Genomic DNA, 19,307 nt, shown 5'->3' on the forward strand with positions numbered 1-19,307 from the left:
TTCAACGCTTTCCCACTCTCTGCAGGGTGTTGCAAAAAAAGTAAAGCTTAGCCACTTCTTAACGTTGTATCATCCTTTTGCGCTGCCTTGATAGGTCTGGAAAGTGTCAATTGTCGTTATTTGGGCAATGGTACGGCCCGTAGTGGCTGATAAACATGTCATTAAATGTTTCAATGAACTGCGCTATGTTCATTTCAATGATGCCGGTACTGGCAGGGCTTCTCTCAGAAGTAGATCTGAAGCCTTCGATGTTAAGTGGGATTGTGTCTTGGGTTGTGTCGAATATATACGGTACAGCATGTTTCAGGAGGTCCTTCACTTGCGGCCTTGTCAGGCCATAAGCGACTCCATAGCTGAAATGCCCCGGATTACTCCTCATGACTTCAAATATTACGCTATTTCCTGAGGAAAGAGGCTGAGTATGTTGATTAATGGTAATCAGATTTTCAACTGCAGCGGACTCACCTTCAGGGTCACGGATGTAAACAATGTCTTTTTCTTTGTCATAGCCAATCAGGCTGTAGGCGTGGTTGGTACTAATTTCTGCGAACGGCCTTAATCCCAGGGAAGTTGAATGGGCTGGGCTAATAGAAACAGTGGCTGCTTTTTCATTATCAACAAAAGAATTAAGTTGCTTCTTCAATCGCTCCTGAGTTTGAAGTTGCGGGTTGACGAAATCGGCAGGCGATCCCATCAGTAAAGTCAAAACTGATTCCTCATCTATTCCGTCCAGTTCTGAATATTGATGGTACTTGAATCTTGCCGGGCCATTATACCGATTTGCATTAATGAAACGTTTCGACAGGTGGGCGTAAGCGGCTTCCAGCATAGCCAGCCAAACACCACCATCACGTGTTTCGGCAAAGTGTGAGTAGCGCTCAACTTCTCTGAATTGAATCAGCATGCCTTCATCAACCCCTGGAAAAACAATGTCAAATGTCCCTTCATCCGTCGTCGTATGGAAGTAATTGAATATTAGTCTTTTTCCAGTTTCAGAACTGGCAATTGAGGCCAGCGAGGCAATCAGAACACAATCTGGAAAATGCTTTTGCAGGAGATTGTCGGGAGTAATACTGGTCAGACCGTGGGGGAAAAGCTGTCTATAAGCGTTAACAAACGCTTGCCGTTCCGGCTTGGCAAGCCAGGCATCCCAAAAAGTGTTGTCCTGCTCGTAGTGATACTTTGCGGCCTGCCCTGACAGTTCAGCGAGCTCAATACTATCCCTGCTTAATAAAGCGGTAACAGGGTTTTGCCATAGCTCGAAATTAACAAGGTAAAGCCTGATGGTCTGGTAAAGGTCTTTGTTCAAATAGGGAGCATGATAGCCCTCAATCAGCTCATCGTGGGAGAGCAGGCCATCAGAGTCTTTATCAAGTGCACCTGCCAGCTCCGGAAAGTAGCGGTATGCCGAAGGGTAACCGGGTGAAAATTCGCCACTAAATACCTGGACAGCAAAAAAGAGCAAATTGGTCAGCAATAAAGTACGTAAATGGTCCATCCTATTAATTCCTGTAACAAGCATCCTGTTATTAAGCAATGCCCTCTGGTTTTATAATGAGTTGTGACACGGCTTCTTAACCATTAGATGACAGGAAGTTCAAAAAGTTCATTTACAGGTGAGAGAAATGGAGATCCCTGTTAGCAGAATAAACAATTGGTCAGGTGCTTAGTTATAGTTTTTAGGGCATTGATACGGCCCGTCCTGACTAATATGCATGATATTAAAGGTGCTAATGAGCTGCTCGACGCTCATTTCGATGATGCCGGTATTGGCGGGGCTTCTTTCAGAAGCAGGCTTGAATCTTTCAATATTAATTGTGTCTTTCTCCATGTGAATAATCCTTTGGTCAACTTGATTAAGGAGGTTGTTTACTCGAGACTCCGTGATATAGGCGACTCCGTAGTCAGAGTGGCTGGGATCTTTCATCATGGCTTCAAATATTATGCTATCCCCTCTGGAAAGATGCTGATTATGTGGAATAATGGTAATGAGATTTTCAACCGCAGCAGACCTACCATAGGGGTCACGAATATAAACAACATCCTTTTCCCTGACATAGCCAATCAGGCTGTAGGAGTGGTTGTTTACAATTTTTGCGAACGCTCTTAGCCCGAAGGGAGCTGAATAAGATGGGTTAATAGCAACAGTGGCTGCTTTTTCATTATCAACAAAAGTGTTGAGTAGTTCCTTTAATCGCCCCTGAGTCAAAGATTGCAGATTGATGAGATTGCTATGCGATCCCATTAGTGTGTGAAAAGCATCTGACTCCCTGATTGTATCCAGTTCTGAATATTGATGATACTTGGATTGTGCCCGGTCATTATGTCGATTTTTATTAATGAAACGTTTCGACAGGTGGGCGTATGCGGCTTCCAGCACAGCCAGCCAGATACCACCATCCCGTGTTTTGGCAAAGTATGAATGGTGCTCAACTTCTCTGAATTCAATCTGGACGCCCTCACTAATACCTTCAAAAAGAATACTAAATGTCTGTTCATTAATGGGATAGAAGTAATTGAATATAAACCTTTTTCCGGTTTCAAAGCTGCCTATTGAGGCCAGCGTAGCGATCAGAACACAATCTGGAAAATTTTTCTGCAGGAGGTTATCCGGAGTAATACTGGTCAGACCATGGGGGAAAAGTCGTCTATAGACGTCGGCAAACGCTTTTTGTTTCGGCTTTTCAAGCCAGACATCCCAAAAGGTGTTGTCCTGCTCATGGTGATACCTTGCGATTCGCCCCGACAGTTCGGCCCGCTCGATGCTCTTCCTGTTTAATGACGCAGTAACAGGGTTTTGCCATGACTCGAAATTAACAAGGTAAAGCCTGATGGTTTGGTAAAGGTCTTTGTTCAGATACGGGGCGTGGTAGCCCTCAATCAGCTCATCGTAGGAGAGCAGACCATCAGAGTCTTTATCAAGTGCGCCTGCCAGCTGCGGGAAGTAGCGGTATGCCGACGAGTAGCAGGGTGCGAATTGCCCGCTAAAAACCTGGACAGAAAAAAACAGCAGACTGGCCATTAATAGAGTGGGTAATCGATCTATCATATTCATCGGTGGTCAAAGATTCGCGTCATACTCTTGATTCGTGGTCAGGGGTTCGCGTCATCTTTATCGTCGATGGCGCGTCATCATAATGCCATGCCGTGGGGCGAGGGTGATTAGGGGCTCGAGGGCGATGGGATGGCCAGCTACGAGGTCAAGGCGGTATTGTTGGCAGAGGGTGGCGAGGATGAGGCTGCCTTCCATCATGGCCATCTGGTTGCCAATACACTGACGTGGGCCGCCGCCAAAGGGGAAGTAGGCAAAGCGCTTGATTTCGCGTTCTTTTTCAAAGCGCTCTGGCTCAAAGCCTTCAGGGTTTGGCCAAAAGGTGGCAAGGCGGTGCGTGACGTAGGGGCTGGTGAACATCATCGTGTCGGCGGGGATGTGGTAGCCCGCGATTTCATCATCGGCGACGGCGCGGCGCGAGATGAGCCAAGCGGGTGGAAAGAGGCGCATTGCTTCGAGAAAGACCATGCGCGTGTAAGTAAGCTTCGGCAAATCATCCAGCGTGGCACGTCGCCCCCCTAACACCTCATCTATCTCAGCCCAAAGGCGGCGGCGCACGGTTGGATGTGTTGAAAGCAGATAGGAGCACCACGCCAGGGCATTGGCTGTCGTCTCAGTCCCAGCGGTAAAAAAAATCAGCACTTCGTCGCGTAGTTGCTGATCGGTCATCTGTTCGTTCGTCTCTTCATCACGGGCGTGCATCAGCATCGAGAGCAAGTTGCCGCGTTCTGTATCGTCTTGGCGATGCCTGCTGATCATTTGTTCCACGGCGTCATTCAGCTCTTTTTGTGCCGCTCGGAAACGACGGTCACGCGGCGTGGGCAGCACGGGCGGCAAGGGTAAAAGCGCCCGGAATCGTTGGCCAATCTCAGAATTAATGAGCAAGGCCTGGCGATGGATCGCCTCGGCTTGCTCTTCAACGTCTACCCCAAAGAGGGTTGTGCTGACAATGCGAGCTGTCAAGTGTCCCATTTCCGCTGCCACATCGAACGCCGCTCCCTCTTCCTCTTGATCTTTTTGCGCCCACGCCGCAAGCATCTTGACCGTTTCCTCAACCATCAGCTCCGAAAAGGCCGCGATACGCTTACGATGAAAGGCGGGCTGTGCCAAACGACGCTGCCGTCGCCAAAACTCCCCTTCGCTCGTCAGCAAGCCCTCACGAAAAAACCAGCGCGTCATATCCCAGAGAGGATTGCCTTTGTCATAGTTACGATTATTTGTTTGAAGCACATGACGAACATGGTCTGGGTGCGTCACCAAACAGGCTGGCCAAAGCCCATAGCGGAAACGCACAATGTCACCGTACTGATTGCTCAAGCTCATCATCGTGCTGACGATATCGCGCTGCCCCTCCCTCATCACCTTGAGCATATCAAGCCCAGTCGGCCCAGGGACTTGAGGCGCGGACGACATGCTTTCTTTGCGGCCAAATAACTTTAAACGGGTCATGACCCCTCCTTTTTTACTCATTGATTTCGATCAGCGATTTCCCGATCCATTCGTGCGGCGCACCAATGCCAAAGAGGTGCAAAAGTGTCGGAGTGACTTAACCCCTGTAAAAAGCAGCTTGCTAACAGGTGACACCTTCTGGTCTGATCGTGATTTTCGACAAGGCTAAATAACCATTAGATAACAGCAAGTCCAAAGAGTAGTTTATATCCGACTGGCCAGGCGCTTAGTTATTGTCAGTTGGGCATTGATAGGGGCCGCACTGGCTGATGAACAGGGTATTAAATGTATCAATGAACTGTTCTACGGTCATTGCAATGATGCCGGTCCTGGCAGGGCTTCTCTCAGAAGTAGATATGGGTTCTGAAATATAAGGGATTTTGCCTTTGGCTATGATGTCCAGCGCCTGTGGTGCGGTTTGGTTAAGGAATTGGTTTAGTTCAGGCTCCGTCAGTCCATAAGCGAGTTTATAGTCAGGGTCCCGGGGATGGCTCTTTATGACTTCAAATATTTCACTGTTGCCTGAGGAAAGAGGCTGAATATGTTGATTAATTGTATAGAAGTTTGTGAGCATAGCAGAACAGCCATGAGGGTCACGAATATAAACAATATCTTTTTCTTGGTCATAGCTGATCAGGCTATAGGCGTGATAGCTTTTGATTCTGGCGAATGGCCTTAATTCCAGTAAAGTTGAAAGTGATGGGTCAACAGAAAAAATCGCTACTTTTTCATTATCAACAAAAGAGTTGAGTAGCTCCTTCAACTGCTCCTGACTTTGAAGTTGCGGGTTGATGAAATCGGAATAGGATCCCATAAGTACATCAATAGCTTGAACCTGATCTACCCCGTCCAGCTTTGAATATTTGCGATAGTCAAACCGTGTCCAGTCATCTTGTCCGTATTTTTTAACGAAACTTTTCGACGATTCGGCGTAAGCAGCTTCCAGCATAGCCAGCCAGACACCACCATCACGTGTTTCGGCAAAGTGTGAGTAGCGCTCAACTTCTCTGAATTGGATCAGCGTGCCATCATCAATCCCCGGAAAAACAATGTCAAATGTCCGTTCATCCGTCGTCGTATGGAAGTAATTGAATATTAGTCTTTTTCCGGTTTCGGAGCTGGCTATTGAGGCCAGCGAGGCAATCAGAACACAATCTGGAAAATACTTTTGCAGGAGATTGTCGGGAGTAATACTGGTCAGGCCGTGAGGGAAAAGCTGTCTATAGGCGTTGTTAAACGGTTGCCGTTCCGGCCTGGCAAGCCAGGTATCCCAAAATCCGTTGTCCTGCTCGTAGTGATATTTTGCGACCTGCCCTGACAGTTCAGCCAGCTCAATACTATCCCTGCTTAATAAAGCGGTAACAGGGTTTTGCCATGGCTCGAAATTAACAAGGTAAAGCCTGATGGTCTGGTAAAGGTCTTTGTTCAGATAGGGCGCATGATAACCCTCAATCAGTTCATCGTGGGAGAGCAGGCCATCAGAGTCTTTATCAAGTGCACCTGCCAGCTCCGGAAAGTAGCGGTATGCCGAAGGGTAACCGGGTGAAAATTCGCCACTAAATACCTGAGCAGTAAAAAAGAGCAGGCTGGTCAGTAATAAAGTACGTAAATGGTCCATCCTGTTAATTCCTGTAATAAGCACCCTGCTGTTAAGCCATGCCCTCTGGTTTTTTCATGGGCTGTGACACGGCTTCTTAACCATTAGATAACAGGAAGTTCAAAAAGTTCATTTACAGGTGAGAGAAATGGAGATTCCTGTTAGCAGAATGAACAATTGGTCAGGTGCTTAGTTATTATAGTTTTCAGGGCATTGATACGGCCCCTCCTGGCTAATGTGCAGAGCATTAAACGTATTAATGAACTGCTCTACGCTCATTTCGATGATGCCGGTATTGGCAGGACTTCTCTCAGTGCTATGCGAGGGTACTTCAATATTGATTATGTCTCCGTCCATTTTGATCTTCTTCGGGTCAGTTTGATCAAGTAGTTCGTTTACTTGAGACTCCGTCATGATATAGGTGACTCCGTAGTCAGGGTGGCTGGGATAGTTCATCATGGCTTTAAATTTTACCCTATCCCCTGTGGAAAGATGCTGATTATGTGGAATAAAGGTAATAAGATTTTCAACCACAGCGGACTTACCGTAAGGGTCACGAATATAAACAACATCTTTTTCCTTGACGTAGCCAATCAGGCTATAGGCGTGATTGATTATGATTTCTGCGAATGGCCTTAGTTCCAGGAGAGCTGAACAAGTTGGACAGCTAGCGATAGCAACAATTGCTGCTTTTTCATTATCAACAAAAGTATTGAGTAGTTCCTTTACTCGCCCCAGAGTCACAGATTGTGGATTGATGCGATTGCTATGCGATCCCACTAGTGTATGGAAAGCGTCTGACGCCTTGATTTCGACCAGTTCTGAATATTGATGATACGTGGATTGTACCCGGTCGTTATGTCGATTTTTATCAATGAAACGTTTCGACAGGTGAGCGTATGCGGCTTCCAGCACAGCCAGCCAGATACCACCATCCCGTGTTTTGGCAAAGTATGAGTGGTGCTCAACTTCTCTGAATTCAATCTGAATGCCCTCACTAATACCTTCAAAAAGAATACTAAATGTCTGTTCATTAATGGGATGGAAGTAATTGAATATAAACCTTTTTCCGGTTTCAGAGCTGGCTATTGAGGCCAGCGTAGCGATCAGAACACAATCTGGAAAATCTTTCTGCAGGAGGTTATCCGGAGTGATACTGGTCAAACCATGGGGGAAAAGTCGTCTATAGACGTCGGCACACGCTTTTTGTTTCGGCTTTTCAAGCCAGACATCCCAAAAGGTGTTGTCCTGCTCATGGTGATACCTTGCGATTCGCCCCGACAGTTCGGCCCGCTCGATGCTCTTCCTGTTTAATGACGCAGTAACAGGGTTTTGCCATGACTCGAAATTAACAAGGTAAAGCCTGATGGTTTGGTAAAGGTCTTTGTTCAGATACGGGGCATGGTAGCCCTCAATCAGCTCATCGTAGGAGAGCAGGCCATCAGAGTCTTTATCAAGTGCGCCTGCCAGCTCCGGGAAGTGATGGTATGCCGATGAGTAGCCGGGTGCGAATTGCCCGCTAAAAACCTGGACAGAAAAAAACAGCAGACTGGCCATTAATAGAGTGGGTAATCGATCTATCATATTCATCGGTGGTCAAAGATTCGCGTCATACTCTTGATTCGTGGTCAGGGGTTCGCGTCATCTTTACCGTCGATGGCGCGTCATCATTATGCCGTGCCGTGGGGCGAGGGTGATTAGGGGCTCGAGGGCGATGGGATGGCCAGCTACGAGGTCAAGGCGGTATTGTTGGCAGAGGGTGGCGAGGATGAGGCTGCCTTCCATCATGGCCATCTGGTTGCCAACACACTGACGTGGGCCGCCGCCAAAGGGGAAGTAGGCAAAGCGCTTGATTTCGCGTTCTTTTTCAAAGCGCTCTGGCTCAAAGCCTTCAGGGTTTGGCCAAAAGGTGGCATGGCGGTGTGTGACGTAGGGGCTGGTGAACATCAACGCCGCAAGCATCTTGACCGTTTCCTCAACCATCAGCTCCGAAAAGGCCGCGATACGCTTACGATGAAAGGCGGGCTGCGCCAAACGACGCTGCCGTCGCCAAAACTCCCCTTCGCTCGTCAGCAAGCCCTCACGAAAAAACCAGCGCGTCATATCCCAGAGAGGATTGCCTTTGTCATAGTTACGATTATTTGTTTGAAGCACATGACGAACATGGTCTGGGTGCGTCACCAAACAGGCTGGCCAAAGCCCATAGTGGAAACGCACAATGTCACCGTACTGATTGCTCAAGCTCATCATCGTGCTGACGATATCGCGCTGCCCCTCCCTCATCACCTTGAGCATATCAAGCCCAGTTGGCCCAGGGACTTGAGGCGCGGACGACATGCTTTCTTTGCGGCCAAATAACTTTAAACGGGTCATGACCCCTCCTTTTTTACTCATTGATTTCGATCAGCGATTTGCCGACCCATTCGTGCGGCGCACCAATGCCAAAGAGGGGCAAAAGTGTCGGAGTGACTTAACGCCTGTAAAAAGCAGCTTGCTAACAGGTGACACCTTCTGGTCTGATCGTGATTTTCGACAAGGCTAATTAACCATTAGATAACAGCAAGTCCAAAGAGTAGTTTATATCCGACTGGCCAGGCGCTTAGTTATTCTTGGTTGGGCGTTGATAGGGGCCGCACTGGCTGATGAACAGGGCATTAAATGTATCAATGAACTGTTCTACGGTCATTGCAATGATGCCGGTCCTGGCAGGGCTTCTCTCAGAAGTAAATATGGGTAATGAAATATCGGAAGGGATTATGCCTTTGGCTATGATGATGTCCATCATCGCCTTCGGTAAGGTTTGGTTAAGGACGTGGTATAGTCGAGGCTCCGTCAGACCATAAGCGAGTTTATACTCAGGGTCCCGGGGGAGGTTCTTTATGACTTCAAATATTTCACTGTTGCCTGAGTAAAGCGTCTGAATATGGCGATTGATGGTATAGATATTTACAGCCGCAGCAGACCAGCCATGAGGGTCACGAACATAAACAACATCTTTTTCTTTGTCATAGCCGATCAGGCTATAAGCGTGTTTGGATTTGATTCTGGAGAATGGCCTTAATCCCAAGTGGTTCAGAATTTCTGGTTTACTGGTAACAGTCACTGAAACAGTCGCTGCTTTTTCATCATTAACCAAAGAGTTGAGTAGCTCCCTGATCTGCTCGTGAGTCTTAAGTTGCGGGTAGATATAATCAATATACGATGACGTTAGTATACTCAGGGCATGTCCCTCAGGTACCCCGTACAGTTCTGAATATTGATGATACTGGAATCGTGCTCGGTCATTATGTTGATTTTTATTTAAGAAAATTTTCGACAAGTGCGCGTAAGCCGCTTCCAGCATAGCCAGCCACATACCTTCATCGCGTGTTTTGGCAAAGTGTGAGTAGCGTTCAACTTCGCTGAATTGAATCACTTTACCACTGGGAAGCCCGGGAAAAAAAATGCCAAATCTTTGTTCATCGAAGGCATAAAAGTAATTGAATATTCGCCTTTTTCCGGTTTCAGAGCTGGCTATTGAGGCCAGCGAGGCAATCAGAACACAATCTGGAAAATGCATTTGCAGAAGACTATCCGGAGTAATACTGGTCAGACCATGGGGAAAAAGTCGTCTATAGGCGTCGGCAAACGGTTGCCGCTCCGGCTTTGCAAGCCAAGCATCCCAAAAAGTGTTGTCCTGCTCGTGGTGATACTTTGCCACTTGCCCCGACAGTTCGGCCAGCTCAATGCTCTCCCTGTTTAATGAGACGGTGAAAGGGTTTTGCCAGGACTCGAAATTAACAAGGTAAAGCCTGATGGTTTGGTAAAGGTCTTTGTTCAGATACGGAGCATGGTAGCCATCAATGAGTTCATCGTAGGAGAGCAGGCCATCAGAGTCTTTATCAAGTGCAGTCGCCAGCTCCGGAAACTGGCGGTATGCCGACGGGTAGTTGGGTGAGAATTCCCCGGCAAAAGCCTGGACAGGAAAAAAGATCAGAATGGTCAGTAATAGAGCGCGTAATCGATCCATAATGTTATCCCCCTTTTAAAGAACATTATTGGTCTTACGCAACTCCCTCTGGTGAGATCAGAGCTTGCGATACAACCCGTTTAATTATTAGATGCAAAAAAGCTCCAAAGAGTTCATATAGATCAGTAAAATGGACACACTTGTTATTGGAGCGACCAACGATGGGTCACCTGTCTTGATCAGCTGGTGGTGGCTGGACATAAAAAAACCGCGCTTTCAAAAGTGAAAAGCACGGTTTTATTGGTACTTCAGAACTGGAAGATATTACTCGTCCAGGAAGCTTCTCAGATGATCCGAGCGCGTCGGGTGACGCAGCTTTCTCAGAGCCTTGGCTTCAATCTGACGGATACGTTCACGGGTAACGTCGAACTGCTTGCCCACCTCTTCCAGAGTGTGGTCCGTGTTCATGTCGATACCGAAACGCATTCGCAGAACCTTCGCTTCACGGGCTGTCAGGCCGGAGAGTACGTTGCGGGTCGATTCTTTCAGACCCGTGCCGGTAGCCCGATCGATAGGTGACTGAATGGTCGCGTCTTCGATAAAGTCACCCAGATGGGAGTCTTCGTCGTCTCCGATGGGGGTCTCCATGGAGATAGGCTCTTTGGAGATTTTCAGTACCTTGCGGATCTTGTCTTCTGGCATTTCCATGCGAACAGCCAGTTCTTCAGGAGTAGGTTCACGTCCCATCTCCTGGAGCATCTGTCTGGAAATACGGTTCAGTTTGTTGATCGTTTCAATCATGTGAACCGGGATACGAATCGTTCTGGCCTGGTCCGCAATGGAGCGGGTGATAGCCTGACGAATCCACCAGGTGGCGTAGGTCGAAAACTTGTATCCGCGACGGTATTCGAATTTGTCTACCGCTTTCATCAGACCGATATTGCCTTCCTGAATCAGATCCAGGAACTGCAGGCCACGGTTGGTGTATTTCTTGGCGATAGAAATAACCAGACGCAGGTTGGCCTCAACCATTTCTTTCTTGGCGCGACGGGCACGGGCCTCGCCCAGAGACATTCTGCGATTGATGTCCTTGATCTGGACCAGCGTACAGCCGAACTCTTTCTCAATAGTGATCAGCTTCTTCTGGGCGCGAAGAATTTCATCCCGGTAGTGGTTGATGGCTTCAGCATAGACGGCACTGCCGGAAGTGATGTCATCAATCCATTTCAGACTGGTCTCGTTGCCCGGGAAAGTGCCCAGGAAAATCTTGCGAGGCATTTTCGCGCGGCGTACGCAGAATTGCATGATCGCACGCTCATTGCCGCGAATGGTGTCCAGAGTATTCCTGATGCGGAAAACCAGCATGTCAAAAACACGGGGAACCAGTTTCAGAGGCATGAAAGCTGTGGTCAGTTCATCCATCGCAGCTTTGGCTTCTTTGGAACCAAAGTCATGCTTTGCCAAAGTGCTCAGTACCTTCTCATGACCAGCGCGAAGGAGATCAAAGCGCTCTTTGGCTTCTTCCGGATCAAGACCGCCAGCATCTTCTTCTTCACTGTCATCGTCATCGTCATCAGAGTCATCGTCGTCGAAGTCTTCTTCGATGTTCTCAACAGCGGGAGAGGAGGGAGCAACAGGCTCTTCGGAATCAGGATCGATATAGCCGCTGATCAGATCAGTCAGGCGGCCTTCTTCTTCTATAATCCGATCATATTCGTCCAGAACAATCTGAACGGAGCCAGGAAATTTGGCCAGGGCTGACATGACTTCACGCAGCCCCTCTTCAATGCGTTTGGCGATCTGGATTTCGCCTTCGCGAGTCAGCAGTTCGACCGTGCCCATTTCACGCATGTACATGCGCACAGGGTCAGTGGTTCGGCCTGCTTCCTGTTCAACAGCTGCAAGAGCTGCTGCTGCCTCTTCGGCAGCAGCTTCATCGGTATCCGCTTCAGATAACAACAGGGTATCGGCGTCCGGCGCTGTTTCGTAGACGGTGATACCCATGTCATTGATCATGCGAATGATATCTTCAACCTGGTCAGGGTCGGAGATGTCTTCAGGAAGATGGTCATTTACCTCAGCGTAAGTCAGGTATCCCTGTTCCTTACCGCGAGAGATAAGCTCTTTCAGTCGGGATTGTTGTTGCGAGTTAGCTGACATATCAACCCTTTAACAGCGAAAGTGGAGTGCCGGACGAAAAAAAACGTAAGCAGGCAATTATAGCTCAAAAAACATGGGGTTTTCCACAATAAAGTGTAAAAGAGTACACCTTCGCGGATCTGCACGATGTTCAGTGGATGGGGCACCGGAAAAACGGTCCATGAAAAACTACGCATGGTAAGGGTCCCCTTCCTTGGCTTTTTACCGTAAAAGCACCCTCTCACAACTGGTGGGTCATTAAGGTGCTTTCTTCGCTCATGGCTGTTTCGGACCGGATTCAGAATCAGGTGTGTGGTTAATAACGGCTTCCCACATAGCACAGTGAAGTTCAAGTATATACCTAAAAATATGTGCGTCGCCATAAATAAAGTGATAAAAAACAATTTAGATTTTACTTATAGTTATTGCGAAAAAAAAAGGCGTTTGTCGTTCAGTCCGGGATTTTTACGTGTTTTCAGAACGTTATTTTTTGGTACTGGTGTTTGTGGGTTTGATACCGAGTTTTTTCTTTTTCTTTTCCAGCAGGGCTTCCAGAGCACTGCGTTGTGCCGAGTCTATCTGACCGGGTTTTTTTTGTGAAAAAGTTTGCTTAAGGGAGTTTGTCGTCTGCTTGTGCTCAAGCTCCCGGACCGTATCCCTTATTCGTTCTATAGCTTCATGGAATTCCTGGTCGTTGGGTTGATGTCCAAGTTCCAACGATGCGATTTCCTGAAGTCGAATGCCGTGATGAGTGCCATGCCATTGTGCAATCAGGGCAATAGTGGCCAGTTTAGGTTGTTCCTGAAGCGTTTTTATCAGAGCAATTAACAATTGTGTATCAGGATGCCCGTCACCTTCCAGTTCATTGATTGCTTTTACGCTGGACGCTAATTCAGGATTACAGAGCAGGTGGCGGATGGCATATAGAGATCGACCCACTTTTAATGGCGCAGGAGCGGGCGGTTCGTTCTTTTCCTTAAAACCTTTTTTAAAGGGTTTGCGCTCAAAACTATGCGTCTGAGGTTGGAAGTGTTGAGTGGTCTCAGGCTCGTAGTGCGCTTGTGGATAATAGTCGGTTTCAACAGGTATAGGGTAATCGTCGTATGCAATATCGGCGGCAGGTTCAGGCTCACTCTTTTTGTTTAAATAGCTCTCAAGAGTGTCGGTATTCAAACCAGTAATTTCTGACAGTTTCTGCATCAACATCTGTTTGAACAGACCGTCGGGAATCTTGTGGAGGTGAGGTTGTGCATCGGTGGCCAGTCGTGAACGTCCGTCCATGGTATTCAGGTCGATACCGTTACTGAGTTCCTGAAACAGGAAAGTGTCGAGGCTGAGGGCGGTGGTTTTCATTCTTTCCAGAAAAGCATCGGCGCCTTCCTGTCTGACCATGCTGTCCGGATCTTCACCCTGGGGTAAAAACAGAAAGCGTGCCTGATTGCCATCTTTCATATGGGGAAGCGTGGATTCAAGGGCTCGCCAGGCTGCGCGTCTGCCTGCATTATCGCCATCAAAGCAGAACACAACTTCTGATACGGTTTTAAAAAGTCTCTGTATGTGGTCCGGGGTTGTTGCTGTGCCCAGGGTGGCGACAGCATTGTTGATGCCTTGTTGTGCCAGGGCAACAACATCCATGTAGCCTTCGACGACAAGAATGCGTTCAAGGTGGCGATTGTGCTTTTTGGCTTCGTACAGTCCATATAACTCCCGTCCCTTCTGGAAAATGGGGGATTCCGGTGAGTTGAGGTATTTGGGTTTGGCATCGCCCAGAACCCTGCCACCAAAAGCGATGATTCGACCCCGGGTATCATGAATGGGGAACATGATTCGGTCGCGAAAGCGGTCATAGCGGCTTTTGGTTTCTTCTTTTTCCACCAGCATGCCGGTCGTAACTAACTGGTCTTCTTTCTCCTGGTCCTCTGCCAGATGATTCTTCAGGTTGTCCCAGCCAGGCGGGGCAAAGCCGATACCGAAACGTTTGCAGGTCTGGCCATCCAGCCCTCTCTGTTTCAGGTATTGAATGGCTGCGGGTGCTTCAGAAGCTTTAATCAATTGTTCGTTGTAAAAAACGTTGGCTTTGGTCATCAGTTCATAAAGCGGGCTGTGATCCGGGCCGCGTTTTTGACTGCGCTGTTCTCTGGGAACTTCCAGTCCGACCTGGCTGGCCAGGGAATCTACTGCTGTCGGGAAGTCCAGGTGATCAAAGTCCATGACAAAGCCCAGGGCATTACCGCTCGCACCACAACCAAAGCAATAGTAAAACTGCTTGTCCGGGCTGACAGTGAATGATGGGGTTTTTTCCTGATGGAAAGGGCAGCAGGCGGAGTAATTTCGACCGGTTTTCTTAAGCTTTACCCGGCTATCGACAATGTCCACGATGTCCAGGCGGTTCAGCAGGTCATCAATAAATGTCTGGGGGATGCGTCCGGCCATAAATGCCCATAAGTGTGAGTGTCGGCCATTGAAGTGAAAAAGCCGGTGCCAGAAATCTTAACAGAGAGCTGATGTTATCATCGCTACTGGACGGTTGTCAGTGATTCTTGCCAATGTTGATGGCCGGTTTGCGCAGAGCTGGCTCAGTTAAGCAGTTGCCTGATGGTCTGGCTGACCTGACTCATGTCTGCCCGGCCTTGAACTTTGGGCTTGATAATGCCCATGACCTTTCCCATGTCGTGCATGCTTCGGGCCTCGCTTTCGCGAATGGCTTTCGAGACGAGTTGGTTGATTTCTTCGGTGCTGAGCTGAGAAGGCAGGAAGCCCTGAAGAATAGTCAGTTCCAGTTTCTCCTGATCAGCCAGATCAGTGCGCCCTGCAGACTCGAACTGGTTGATGGCATCGCGGCGTTGCTTGGCCATCTTGTCAAGTGCTGCAAGGGCGCGGGTGTCGTCAATCGACTTTTCGTCTACTTCTATTCGCTTAAGCTCGGCAAGAGCCAGGCGAATGGTTCCCAATCGAACCTTGTCGCGATTGCGCATGGCATCCTTCATTGCAGCAGTCAGTTGTTCCTTGACCTGGCATTCGCTCATGTTCTTACCTCAATACGATTCTTTCCCGAAAGAAAGTTTCGAGCAGAAATTTGGGAGTCGAAGCTATTAAAGCCGGAAATCCGGCCTTAATACAGACGCTCGCGACGACGCTGTTCGCGCTGCAGTTTTTTCAAATGACGCTTGACAGCAGCAGCGGCTTTGCGCTTGCGAACGGAGGTAGGCTTTTCGTAGTGTTCACGACGACGTACTTCAGCCAGTACACCAGCCTTTTCGCAAGAGCGCTTAAAGCGGCGCAGCGCTACATCAAACGGTTCATTTTCTTTAACTTTAACAGCAGGCATGCAGAGATCACCTTCCTATAAAAATAGTGAGTAAATTAATAAAGGTTTGCAGCCCGGCATCACAACATCTGCTATTAGTACCGTCTACTCCCTTTCAGAAAATTCTGCCCTGTTGATCCCGAGCCAGGGATGGCTTGGCAAGGATTTATTTCCGACCTGACGATTTTCACAATAAATGAATCACGCCAGACGAGAGTAAGCGGTTGAGCATTCACACTTTTTTCAGGAGTGCAGTTAAACTGATCTTCCGAAAACCGTGCGAAGAAGCTAATTCCGACCCGCAAAATAAGCCTGAACAAATGTCCAGACTAGCCGCGTATTTTTAAGGGTGGGAATTTTATAGACTATTTTCAATAAATGCAAAAACCCGACTTGCTTTCATTCCTTTAAGAGCCCCCGGGGTTGCGGTGTCTGGCATTTCCTGTAATGGCAGCTTTGCAGTATCATCCCGAATCCTGCAGCAGGTAGTGAACAATAGCGTTGTACGTTGGTTCTTATTATCCGGGTTCTTGTTATTTATGCTGAGGTTGATGGGCTGAAAACCTGTCTGCATGATGGTAATCCACAGGATCTTTCAGAAACCAGCGGGTCAGTTACCTATATCTGACAGGCCAATGTTAACGGATCGTGGTATTGCCTGAGTGAAAACAGCTTTTTTATGAAAACAGTAGTGGGTTCTAACAGATGATAGTGCTTGGAATTGAAACATCCTGTGATGAATCAGGCATTGCACTTTATGACAGTCAGAGAGGGTTGCTGGCGGATGCTCTGTACAGTCAGATTGAAATGCATACCGAGTATGGCGGTGTAGTGCCTGAGTTGGCCTCCAGAGACCATATCCAACGGGTCCTCCCGCTGATCAGCCAGGTGCTGGAAAAAGCCGGCATCACACGCAAACAGATTGATGCCCTGGCCTACACTAAAGGCCCGGGTCTGATTGGTGCCCTGATGGTGGGAGCCAGTATAGGTCGTTCCATGGCTTGGGCGCTGGGTGTTCCATGCGTGGGAGTGCATCATATGGAAGGTCATTTGCTGGCCCCGATGCTGGAAGAAAATCCACCTGAATTTCCTTTTCTTGCCCTACTGGTGTCCGGTGGTCATACCCAATTGGTGCGGGTTGATGGTATTGGGCAATATCAGCTGTTGGGTGAGTCTATAGATGATGCTGCTGGTGAGGCGTTTGACAAAGTAGCCGCTATGTTGGAATTAGGGTATCCCGGTGGTCCAAGGGTTGCCAATCTTGCACAGAAGGGGGCTGAAGGGCGTTTCCGCTTCCCCCGGCCTATGTGCGATCGTCCCGGTCTGGATTTCAGCTTCAGTGGTTTGAAAACCTTTACACTCAATACCGTGGCGGCCTGTAAAGAAGAAGGTGGTTTGAGCGACCAGGATCGAGCGGATATTGCCTGGGCTTTTGAAGATGCCGTGGTTGATACTCTGGCATTCAAATGTCGTCGGGCTCTCAGGCAGACCGGCTTGAAACAGTTGGTGATTGCCGGAGGTGTCAGTGCTAATCGACGGTTGAGAAATCAGCTTGAAGGCATGACTGCAAAAGAAGGCGGCAGCCTTCGTTATGCCAGACCTGAGTTTTGTACAGATAATGGTGCAATGATCGCCTATGCCGGTTGCCAGCGTTTGCTTGCCGGTCAGACGGAGCCCCTTGAAGTGGCCCCGATGCCACGCTGGAACATGGAAACACTGGAAGCCGTTAACCTGAAACCAGAGGACAGGGTGAATGGATAAGGTGCGAATTGAACAGCTGGAAACCCGGGCTGTGATTGGTGTTTACGAATTTGAGCATGAAGCAGCCCAACCTCTGGTTATAGATTTAGAGCTGGAAACTGATTTTTCCCGGGCATTTCGATCTGACGACCTGAACGATGCTCTGGATTACGACAGTATCAGCCAGACCGTACGTGCTTTTTGCGAAGCATCCCGATATGCTTTGCTCGAAGCCCTGGCAGGTGGCATCATTCAGTTAATTCAGGCGAATTTCAATGTTGACAGGGTCGGAGTACTGATCCGAAAGCCACAGGCATTGAAAGGTGCTGTAGCCTCCGTGTGGTGCGAACGAACCAGGGAAGAGATGCGTCAGCCATGACACTTTTTTACATTGGCGTAGGATCCAATGATGAGGCCGAACAGAACTGTTGGCAGATGATACAGGCTCTTCGTCAGCAGTTTGGTACCTTATTGGTCAGCAGTCTGATTCAAACGTCTGCCGATGGCGCTGTGGCTGAGGAGAGAGTGGCTGATTATTATAATGCTGTCGCCTGCTTTGAGAGCGATGTGTCATCCGCATTGATTAATGGCTGGTGCAAGCAGGTAGAAGACCGATTAGGAAGAGTCAGAGGCAGCCTTAAATGCCGGGCTGATCTCGATATTCTACAGGTGGTTGATGATGTCCGCGAGGTCAAGATCAGCACCATCGAAGAAGTTTACTATCGACCCCTGGTGAAACAGTTATGGAATTTTCAGATGGGCAGGCCAGTCAGTGTTTTTACCGGTGCTATTAATCTGGTATTCGAAACAGGCGTAAAGCTGGGTGATCAACCTCGTCTTCTGCCAGAGCTGGAGTTCGAAGCTGTCTGACCAGCAGCCCCTTCAGGGGCTGAATGACTCTACCGATCCAGTTGTTCCTGCATTCGCAATACTCTCGTTTTTCTCAGCTCTTCACCTATCGCCCTGCCCTTAAAGCCCCGGGCAACAATCTCTTTGGCATTGATCGAAAGGCAAAGAGAAAGCAAGGATTTTATCTGGCTCTGATGGCTTTCAGAGAGTGTTTTTTTCTGAGCTTCGGCAATGCAGCGGCTGGTTTTCAGAAAGGCGTCAAAGCGTTCTGACCGCCTGAATGCATCGGTGTTTTCAAACAGAATCATCAGCTGTTCTGCTTTTAAGGCTTCGGCGTGCTCAATTAAATAAGCACTGTGCTGAAAAGTCAGGCTGGCCAGCTCTGAAAACTGGGAAGGTGTTTTCAATCGTTTACTCAGTGCAGTAAGTAAGTCCCTGGAGAGTTCTTTTTCAGGAGCGAAGGTGACTGCAAATCGAACTTCACAAGACGTCTGTTGAATGGCTGCCGTGCGAAGTGCTTTTATGCCTGTCGAATTCTCTCTCAGGAAAGGAACCCATTCCGGCATGACGGCGTTTATGGCGTGGCAAGCCGATAGTACTTCAAAAAAGATCTCAGGGTCAGGCTCAGACAGGGCGCGTGTGGTTTCCTGCCAGATTCGCTCGGGAACCAGATAGGAGGCTTCACCTCTGTCGATCATAGAGGACATCAATTCGAGAGTCTCGGGAGCCACCCTGAACCCCAGGTGATGGAAGCGGGCGGCAAATCGAGCCACGCGCAAAATGCGCAGGGGGTCCTCCTGAAATGCAGGGGAAACATGGCGAAGCAGTTTTTGTTCGAGGTCTTTCTGACCACCATAGGGATCATAGATATTGCCAAGATCATCCTGGGCCATGGCATTAATGGTCAGGTCTCTGCGGATCAAGTCTTCTTCCAGAGTGACCTCGGGGGCAGTATGAAAAACAAAGCCGGTGTAACCATGACCGGACTTTCTTTCGGTACGAGCCAGTGCATATTCTTCTTTGGTGTCCGGATGAAGGAAAACAGGGAAGTCCTGGCCAACAGGCTGAAAGCCCTGTTCAGTCATTTGCTCTGGACTGCTGCCAACCACCACCCAGTCGTGATCTTTGAGTGGAAGGCCCAATAACCTGTCTCGAACAGCACCGCCGACCAGAAAAATGTCCATGTCATCTCAATCTATTTCGTTGAATAAAATACATTAACTGC

The 19,307-nt window shown here is 48.5% G+C and carries 15 protein-coding genes; 3 read left to right on the forward strand and 12 right to left on the reverse strand.

Going from position 1 to position 19,307, the window contains the following annotated elements; translation table 11 throughout:
• Nucleotides 1-106: 106 nt before the first annotated feature.
• From P6910_RS04840 to rpsU, 11 genes are all read right to left on the reverse strand, one after another.
• Nucleotides 107-1,498, reverse strand: coding sequence for a C2 family cysteine protease (locus tag P6910_RS04840; RefSeq protein ID WP_317145154.1), 1,392 nt, complete (start codon nucleotides 1,496-1,498; stop codon nucleotides 107-109).
• Between the two features lie 168 nt (nucleotides 1,499-1,666).
• Entirely contained in the window at nucleotides 1,667-3,055 is a 1,389-nt protein-coding gene (locus P6910_RS04845; RefSeq protein WP_317145155.1) for a hypothetical protein, read from the reverse strand.
• Nucleotides 3,056-3,112: 57 nt separating this feature from the next.
• A complete protein-coding gene (locus tag P6910_RS04850) occupies nucleotides 3,113-4,501 on the reverse strand; it encodes a cytochrome P450 (protein ID WP_317145156.1) in 1,389 nt (462 codons plus the stop codon).
• Between the two features lie 226 nt (nucleotides 4,502-4,727).
• Nucleotides 4,728-6,119, reverse strand: coding sequence for a hypothetical protein (locus P6910_RS04855; RefSeq protein WP_317145157.1), 1,392 nt, complete (start codon nucleotides 6,117-6,119; stop codon nucleotides 4,728-4,730).
• 168 nt (nucleotides 6,120-6,287) lie between these two features.
• Nucleotides 6,288-7,688, reverse strand: a complete 1,401-nt coding sequence (locus tag P6910_RS04860) for a hypothetical protein (RefSeq protein WP_317145158.1) — start codon at nucleotides 7,686-7,688, stop codon at nucleotides 6,288-6,290.
• A 57-nt stretch (nucleotides 7,689-7,745) separates the two neighbouring features.
• Nucleotides 7,746-8,471 (reverse strand): cytochrome P450, encoded by a 726-nt coding sequence (locus P6910_RS04865; protein ID WP_317145159.1) that lies wholly within the window; start codon nucleotides 8,469-8,471, stop codon nucleotides 7,746-7,748.
• A gap of 226 nt (nucleotides 8,472-8,697) precedes the next feature.
• A complete protein-coding gene (locus tag P6910_RS04870) occupies nucleotides 8,698-10,107 on the reverse strand; it encodes a hypothetical protein (protein ID WP_317145160.1) in 1,410 nt (469 codons plus the stop codon).
• A gap of 264 nt (nucleotides 10,108-10,371) precedes the next feature.
• Entirely contained in the window at nucleotides 10,372-12,207 is a 1,836-nt protein-coding gene (gene rpoD, locus P6910_RS04875; protein ID WP_317145161.1) for an RNA polymerase sigma factor RpoD, read from the reverse strand.
• A 462-nt stretch (nucleotides 12,208-12,669) separates the two neighbouring features.
• The gene (gene dnaG, locus P6910_RS04880; RefSeq protein WP_317145162.1) at nucleotides 12,670-14,619 is read right to left on the reverse strand and encodes a DNA primase; all 1,950 of its coding nucleotides are present in this window, start codon (nucleotides 14,617-14,619) and stop codon (nucleotides 12,670-12,672) included.
• Between the two features lie 143 nt (nucleotides 14,620-14,762).
• Complete coding sequence (locus P6910_RS04885; protein ID WP_317145163.1) at nucleotides 14,763-15,212, reverse strand: GatB/YqeY domain-containing protein; 450 nt, start codon at nucleotides 15,210-15,212, stop codon at nucleotides 14,763-14,765.
• An 86-nt stretch (nucleotides 15,213-15,298) separates the two neighbouring features.
• Complete coding sequence (rpsU, locus tag P6910_RS04890; RefSeq protein WP_034839300.1) at nucleotides 15,299-15,514, reverse strand: 30S ribosomal protein S21; 216 nt, start codon at nucleotides 15,512-15,514, stop codon at nucleotides 15,299-15,301.
• 684 nt (nucleotides 15,515-16,198) lie between these two features.
• On the opposite strand from rpsU, the gene tsaD reads away from it, so the two are divergent.
• The 3 genes from tsaD to P6910_RS04905 are packed head-to-tail and all read left to right on the forward strand — an operon-like array spanning nucleotide 16,199 to nucleotide 18,103.
• Nucleotides 16,199-17,254 (forward strand): tRNA (adenosine(37)-N6)-threonylcarbamoyltransferase complex transferase subunit TsaD, encoded by a 1,056-nt coding sequence (gene tsaD, locus P6910_RS04895; protein WP_317145164.1) that lies wholly within the window; start codon nucleotides 16,199-16,201, stop codon nucleotides 17,252-17,254.
• Complete coding sequence (gene folB / locus P6910_RS04900; protein WP_317145165.1) at nucleotides 17,247-17,612, forward strand: dihydroneopterin aldolase; 366 nt, start codon at nucleotides 17,247-17,249, stop codon at nucleotides 17,610-17,612. Before tsaD ends, folB begins: the two co-directional genes overlap by 8 nt.
• Nucleotides 17,609-18,103, forward strand: a complete 495-nt coding sequence (locus P6910_RS04905; RefSeq protein WP_317145166.1) for a 2-amino-4-hydroxy-6-hydroxymethyldihydropteridine diphosphokinase — start codon at nucleotides 17,609-17,611, stop codon at nucleotides 18,101-18,103. Before folB ends, P6910_RS04905 begins: the two co-directional genes overlap by 4 nt.
• Nucleotides 18,104-18,132: 29 nt before the next feature.
• Here the strand turns inward: P6910_RS04905 and P6910_RS04910 are convergent, their stop codons facing one another.
• A complete protein-coding gene (locus tag P6910_RS04910; protein ID WP_317145167.1) occupies nucleotides 18,133-19,266 on the reverse strand; it encodes a hypothetical protein in 1,134 nt (377 codons plus the stop codon).
• Between the last annotated feature and the right edge of the window lie 41 nt (nucleotides 19,267-19,307).

Source organism: Endozoicomonas sp. 8E (genome assembly GCF_032883915.1).
GTDB lineage: Bacteria > Pseudomonadota > Gammaproteobacteria > Pseudomonadales > Endozoicomonadaceae > Endozoicomonas_A.

What these genes read in the sequence shown, in the direction of transcription:
- folB (WP_317145165.1), top strand. Translation starts at nt 17,247, where the DNA reads ATGGATAAGGTGCGAATTGAACAGCTGGAAACCCGGGCTGTGATTGGT.
- P6910_RS04905 (WP_317145166.1), top strand. Translation starts at nt 17,609, where the DNA reads ATGACACTTTTTTACATTGGCGTAGGATCCAATGATGAGGCCGAACAG.
- P6910_RS04865 (WP_317145159.1), bottom strand. Translation starts at nt 8,471, where the DNA reads ATGACCCGTTTAAAGTTATTTGGCCGCAAAGAAAGCATGTCGTCCGCG.
- rpsU (WP_034839300.1), bottom strand. Translation starts at nt 15,514, where the DNA reads ATGCCTGCTGTTAAAGTTAAAGAAAATGAACCGTTTGATGTAGCGCTG.
- P6910_RS04860 (WP_317145158.1), bottom strand. Translation starts at nt 7,688, where the DNA reads ATGAATATGATAGATCGATTACCCACTCTATTAATGGCCAGTCTGCTG.
- P6910_RS04850 (WP_317145156.1), bottom strand. Translation starts at nt 4,501, where the DNA reads ATGACCCGTTTAAAGTTATTTGGCCGCAAAGAAAGCATGTCGTCCGCG.
- P6910_RS04910 (WP_317145167.1), bottom strand. Translation starts at nt 19,266, where the DNA reads ATGGACATTTTTCTGGTCGGCGGTGCTGTTCGAGACAGGTTATTGGGC.
- P6910_RS04845 (WP_317145155.1), bottom strand. Translation starts at nt 3,055, where the DNA reads ATGAATATGATAGATCGATTACCCACTCTATTAATGGCCAGTCTGCTG.
- tsaD (WP_317145164.1), top strand. Translation starts at nt 16,199, where the DNA reads ATGATAGTGCTTGGAATTGAAACATCCTGTGATGAATCAGGCATTGCA.
- rpoD (WP_317145161.1), bottom strand. Translation starts at nt 12,207, where the DNA reads ATGTCAGCTAACTCGCAACAACAATCCCGACTGAAAGAGCTTATCTCT.
- P6910_RS04885 (WP_317145163.1), bottom strand. Translation starts at nt 15,212, where the DNA reads ATGAGCGAATGCCAGGTCAAGGAACAACTGACTGCTGCAATGAAGGAT.
- dnaG (WP_317145162.1), bottom strand. Translation starts at nt 14,619, where the DNA reads ATGGCCGGACGCATCCCCCAGACATTTATTGATGACCTGCTGAACCGC.
- P6910_RS04870 (WP_317145160.1), bottom strand. Translation starts at nt 10,107, where the DNA reads ATGGATCGATTACGCGCTCTATTACTGACCATTCTGATCTTTTTTCCT.
- P6910_RS04855 (WP_317145157.1), bottom strand. Translation starts at nt 6,119, where the DNA reads ATGGACCATTTACGTACTTTATTACTGACCAGCCTGCTCTTTTTTACT.
- P6910_RS04840 (WP_317145154.1), bottom strand. Translation starts at nt 1,498, where the DNA reads ATGGACCATTTACGTACTTTATTGCTGACCAATTTGCTCTTTTTTGCT.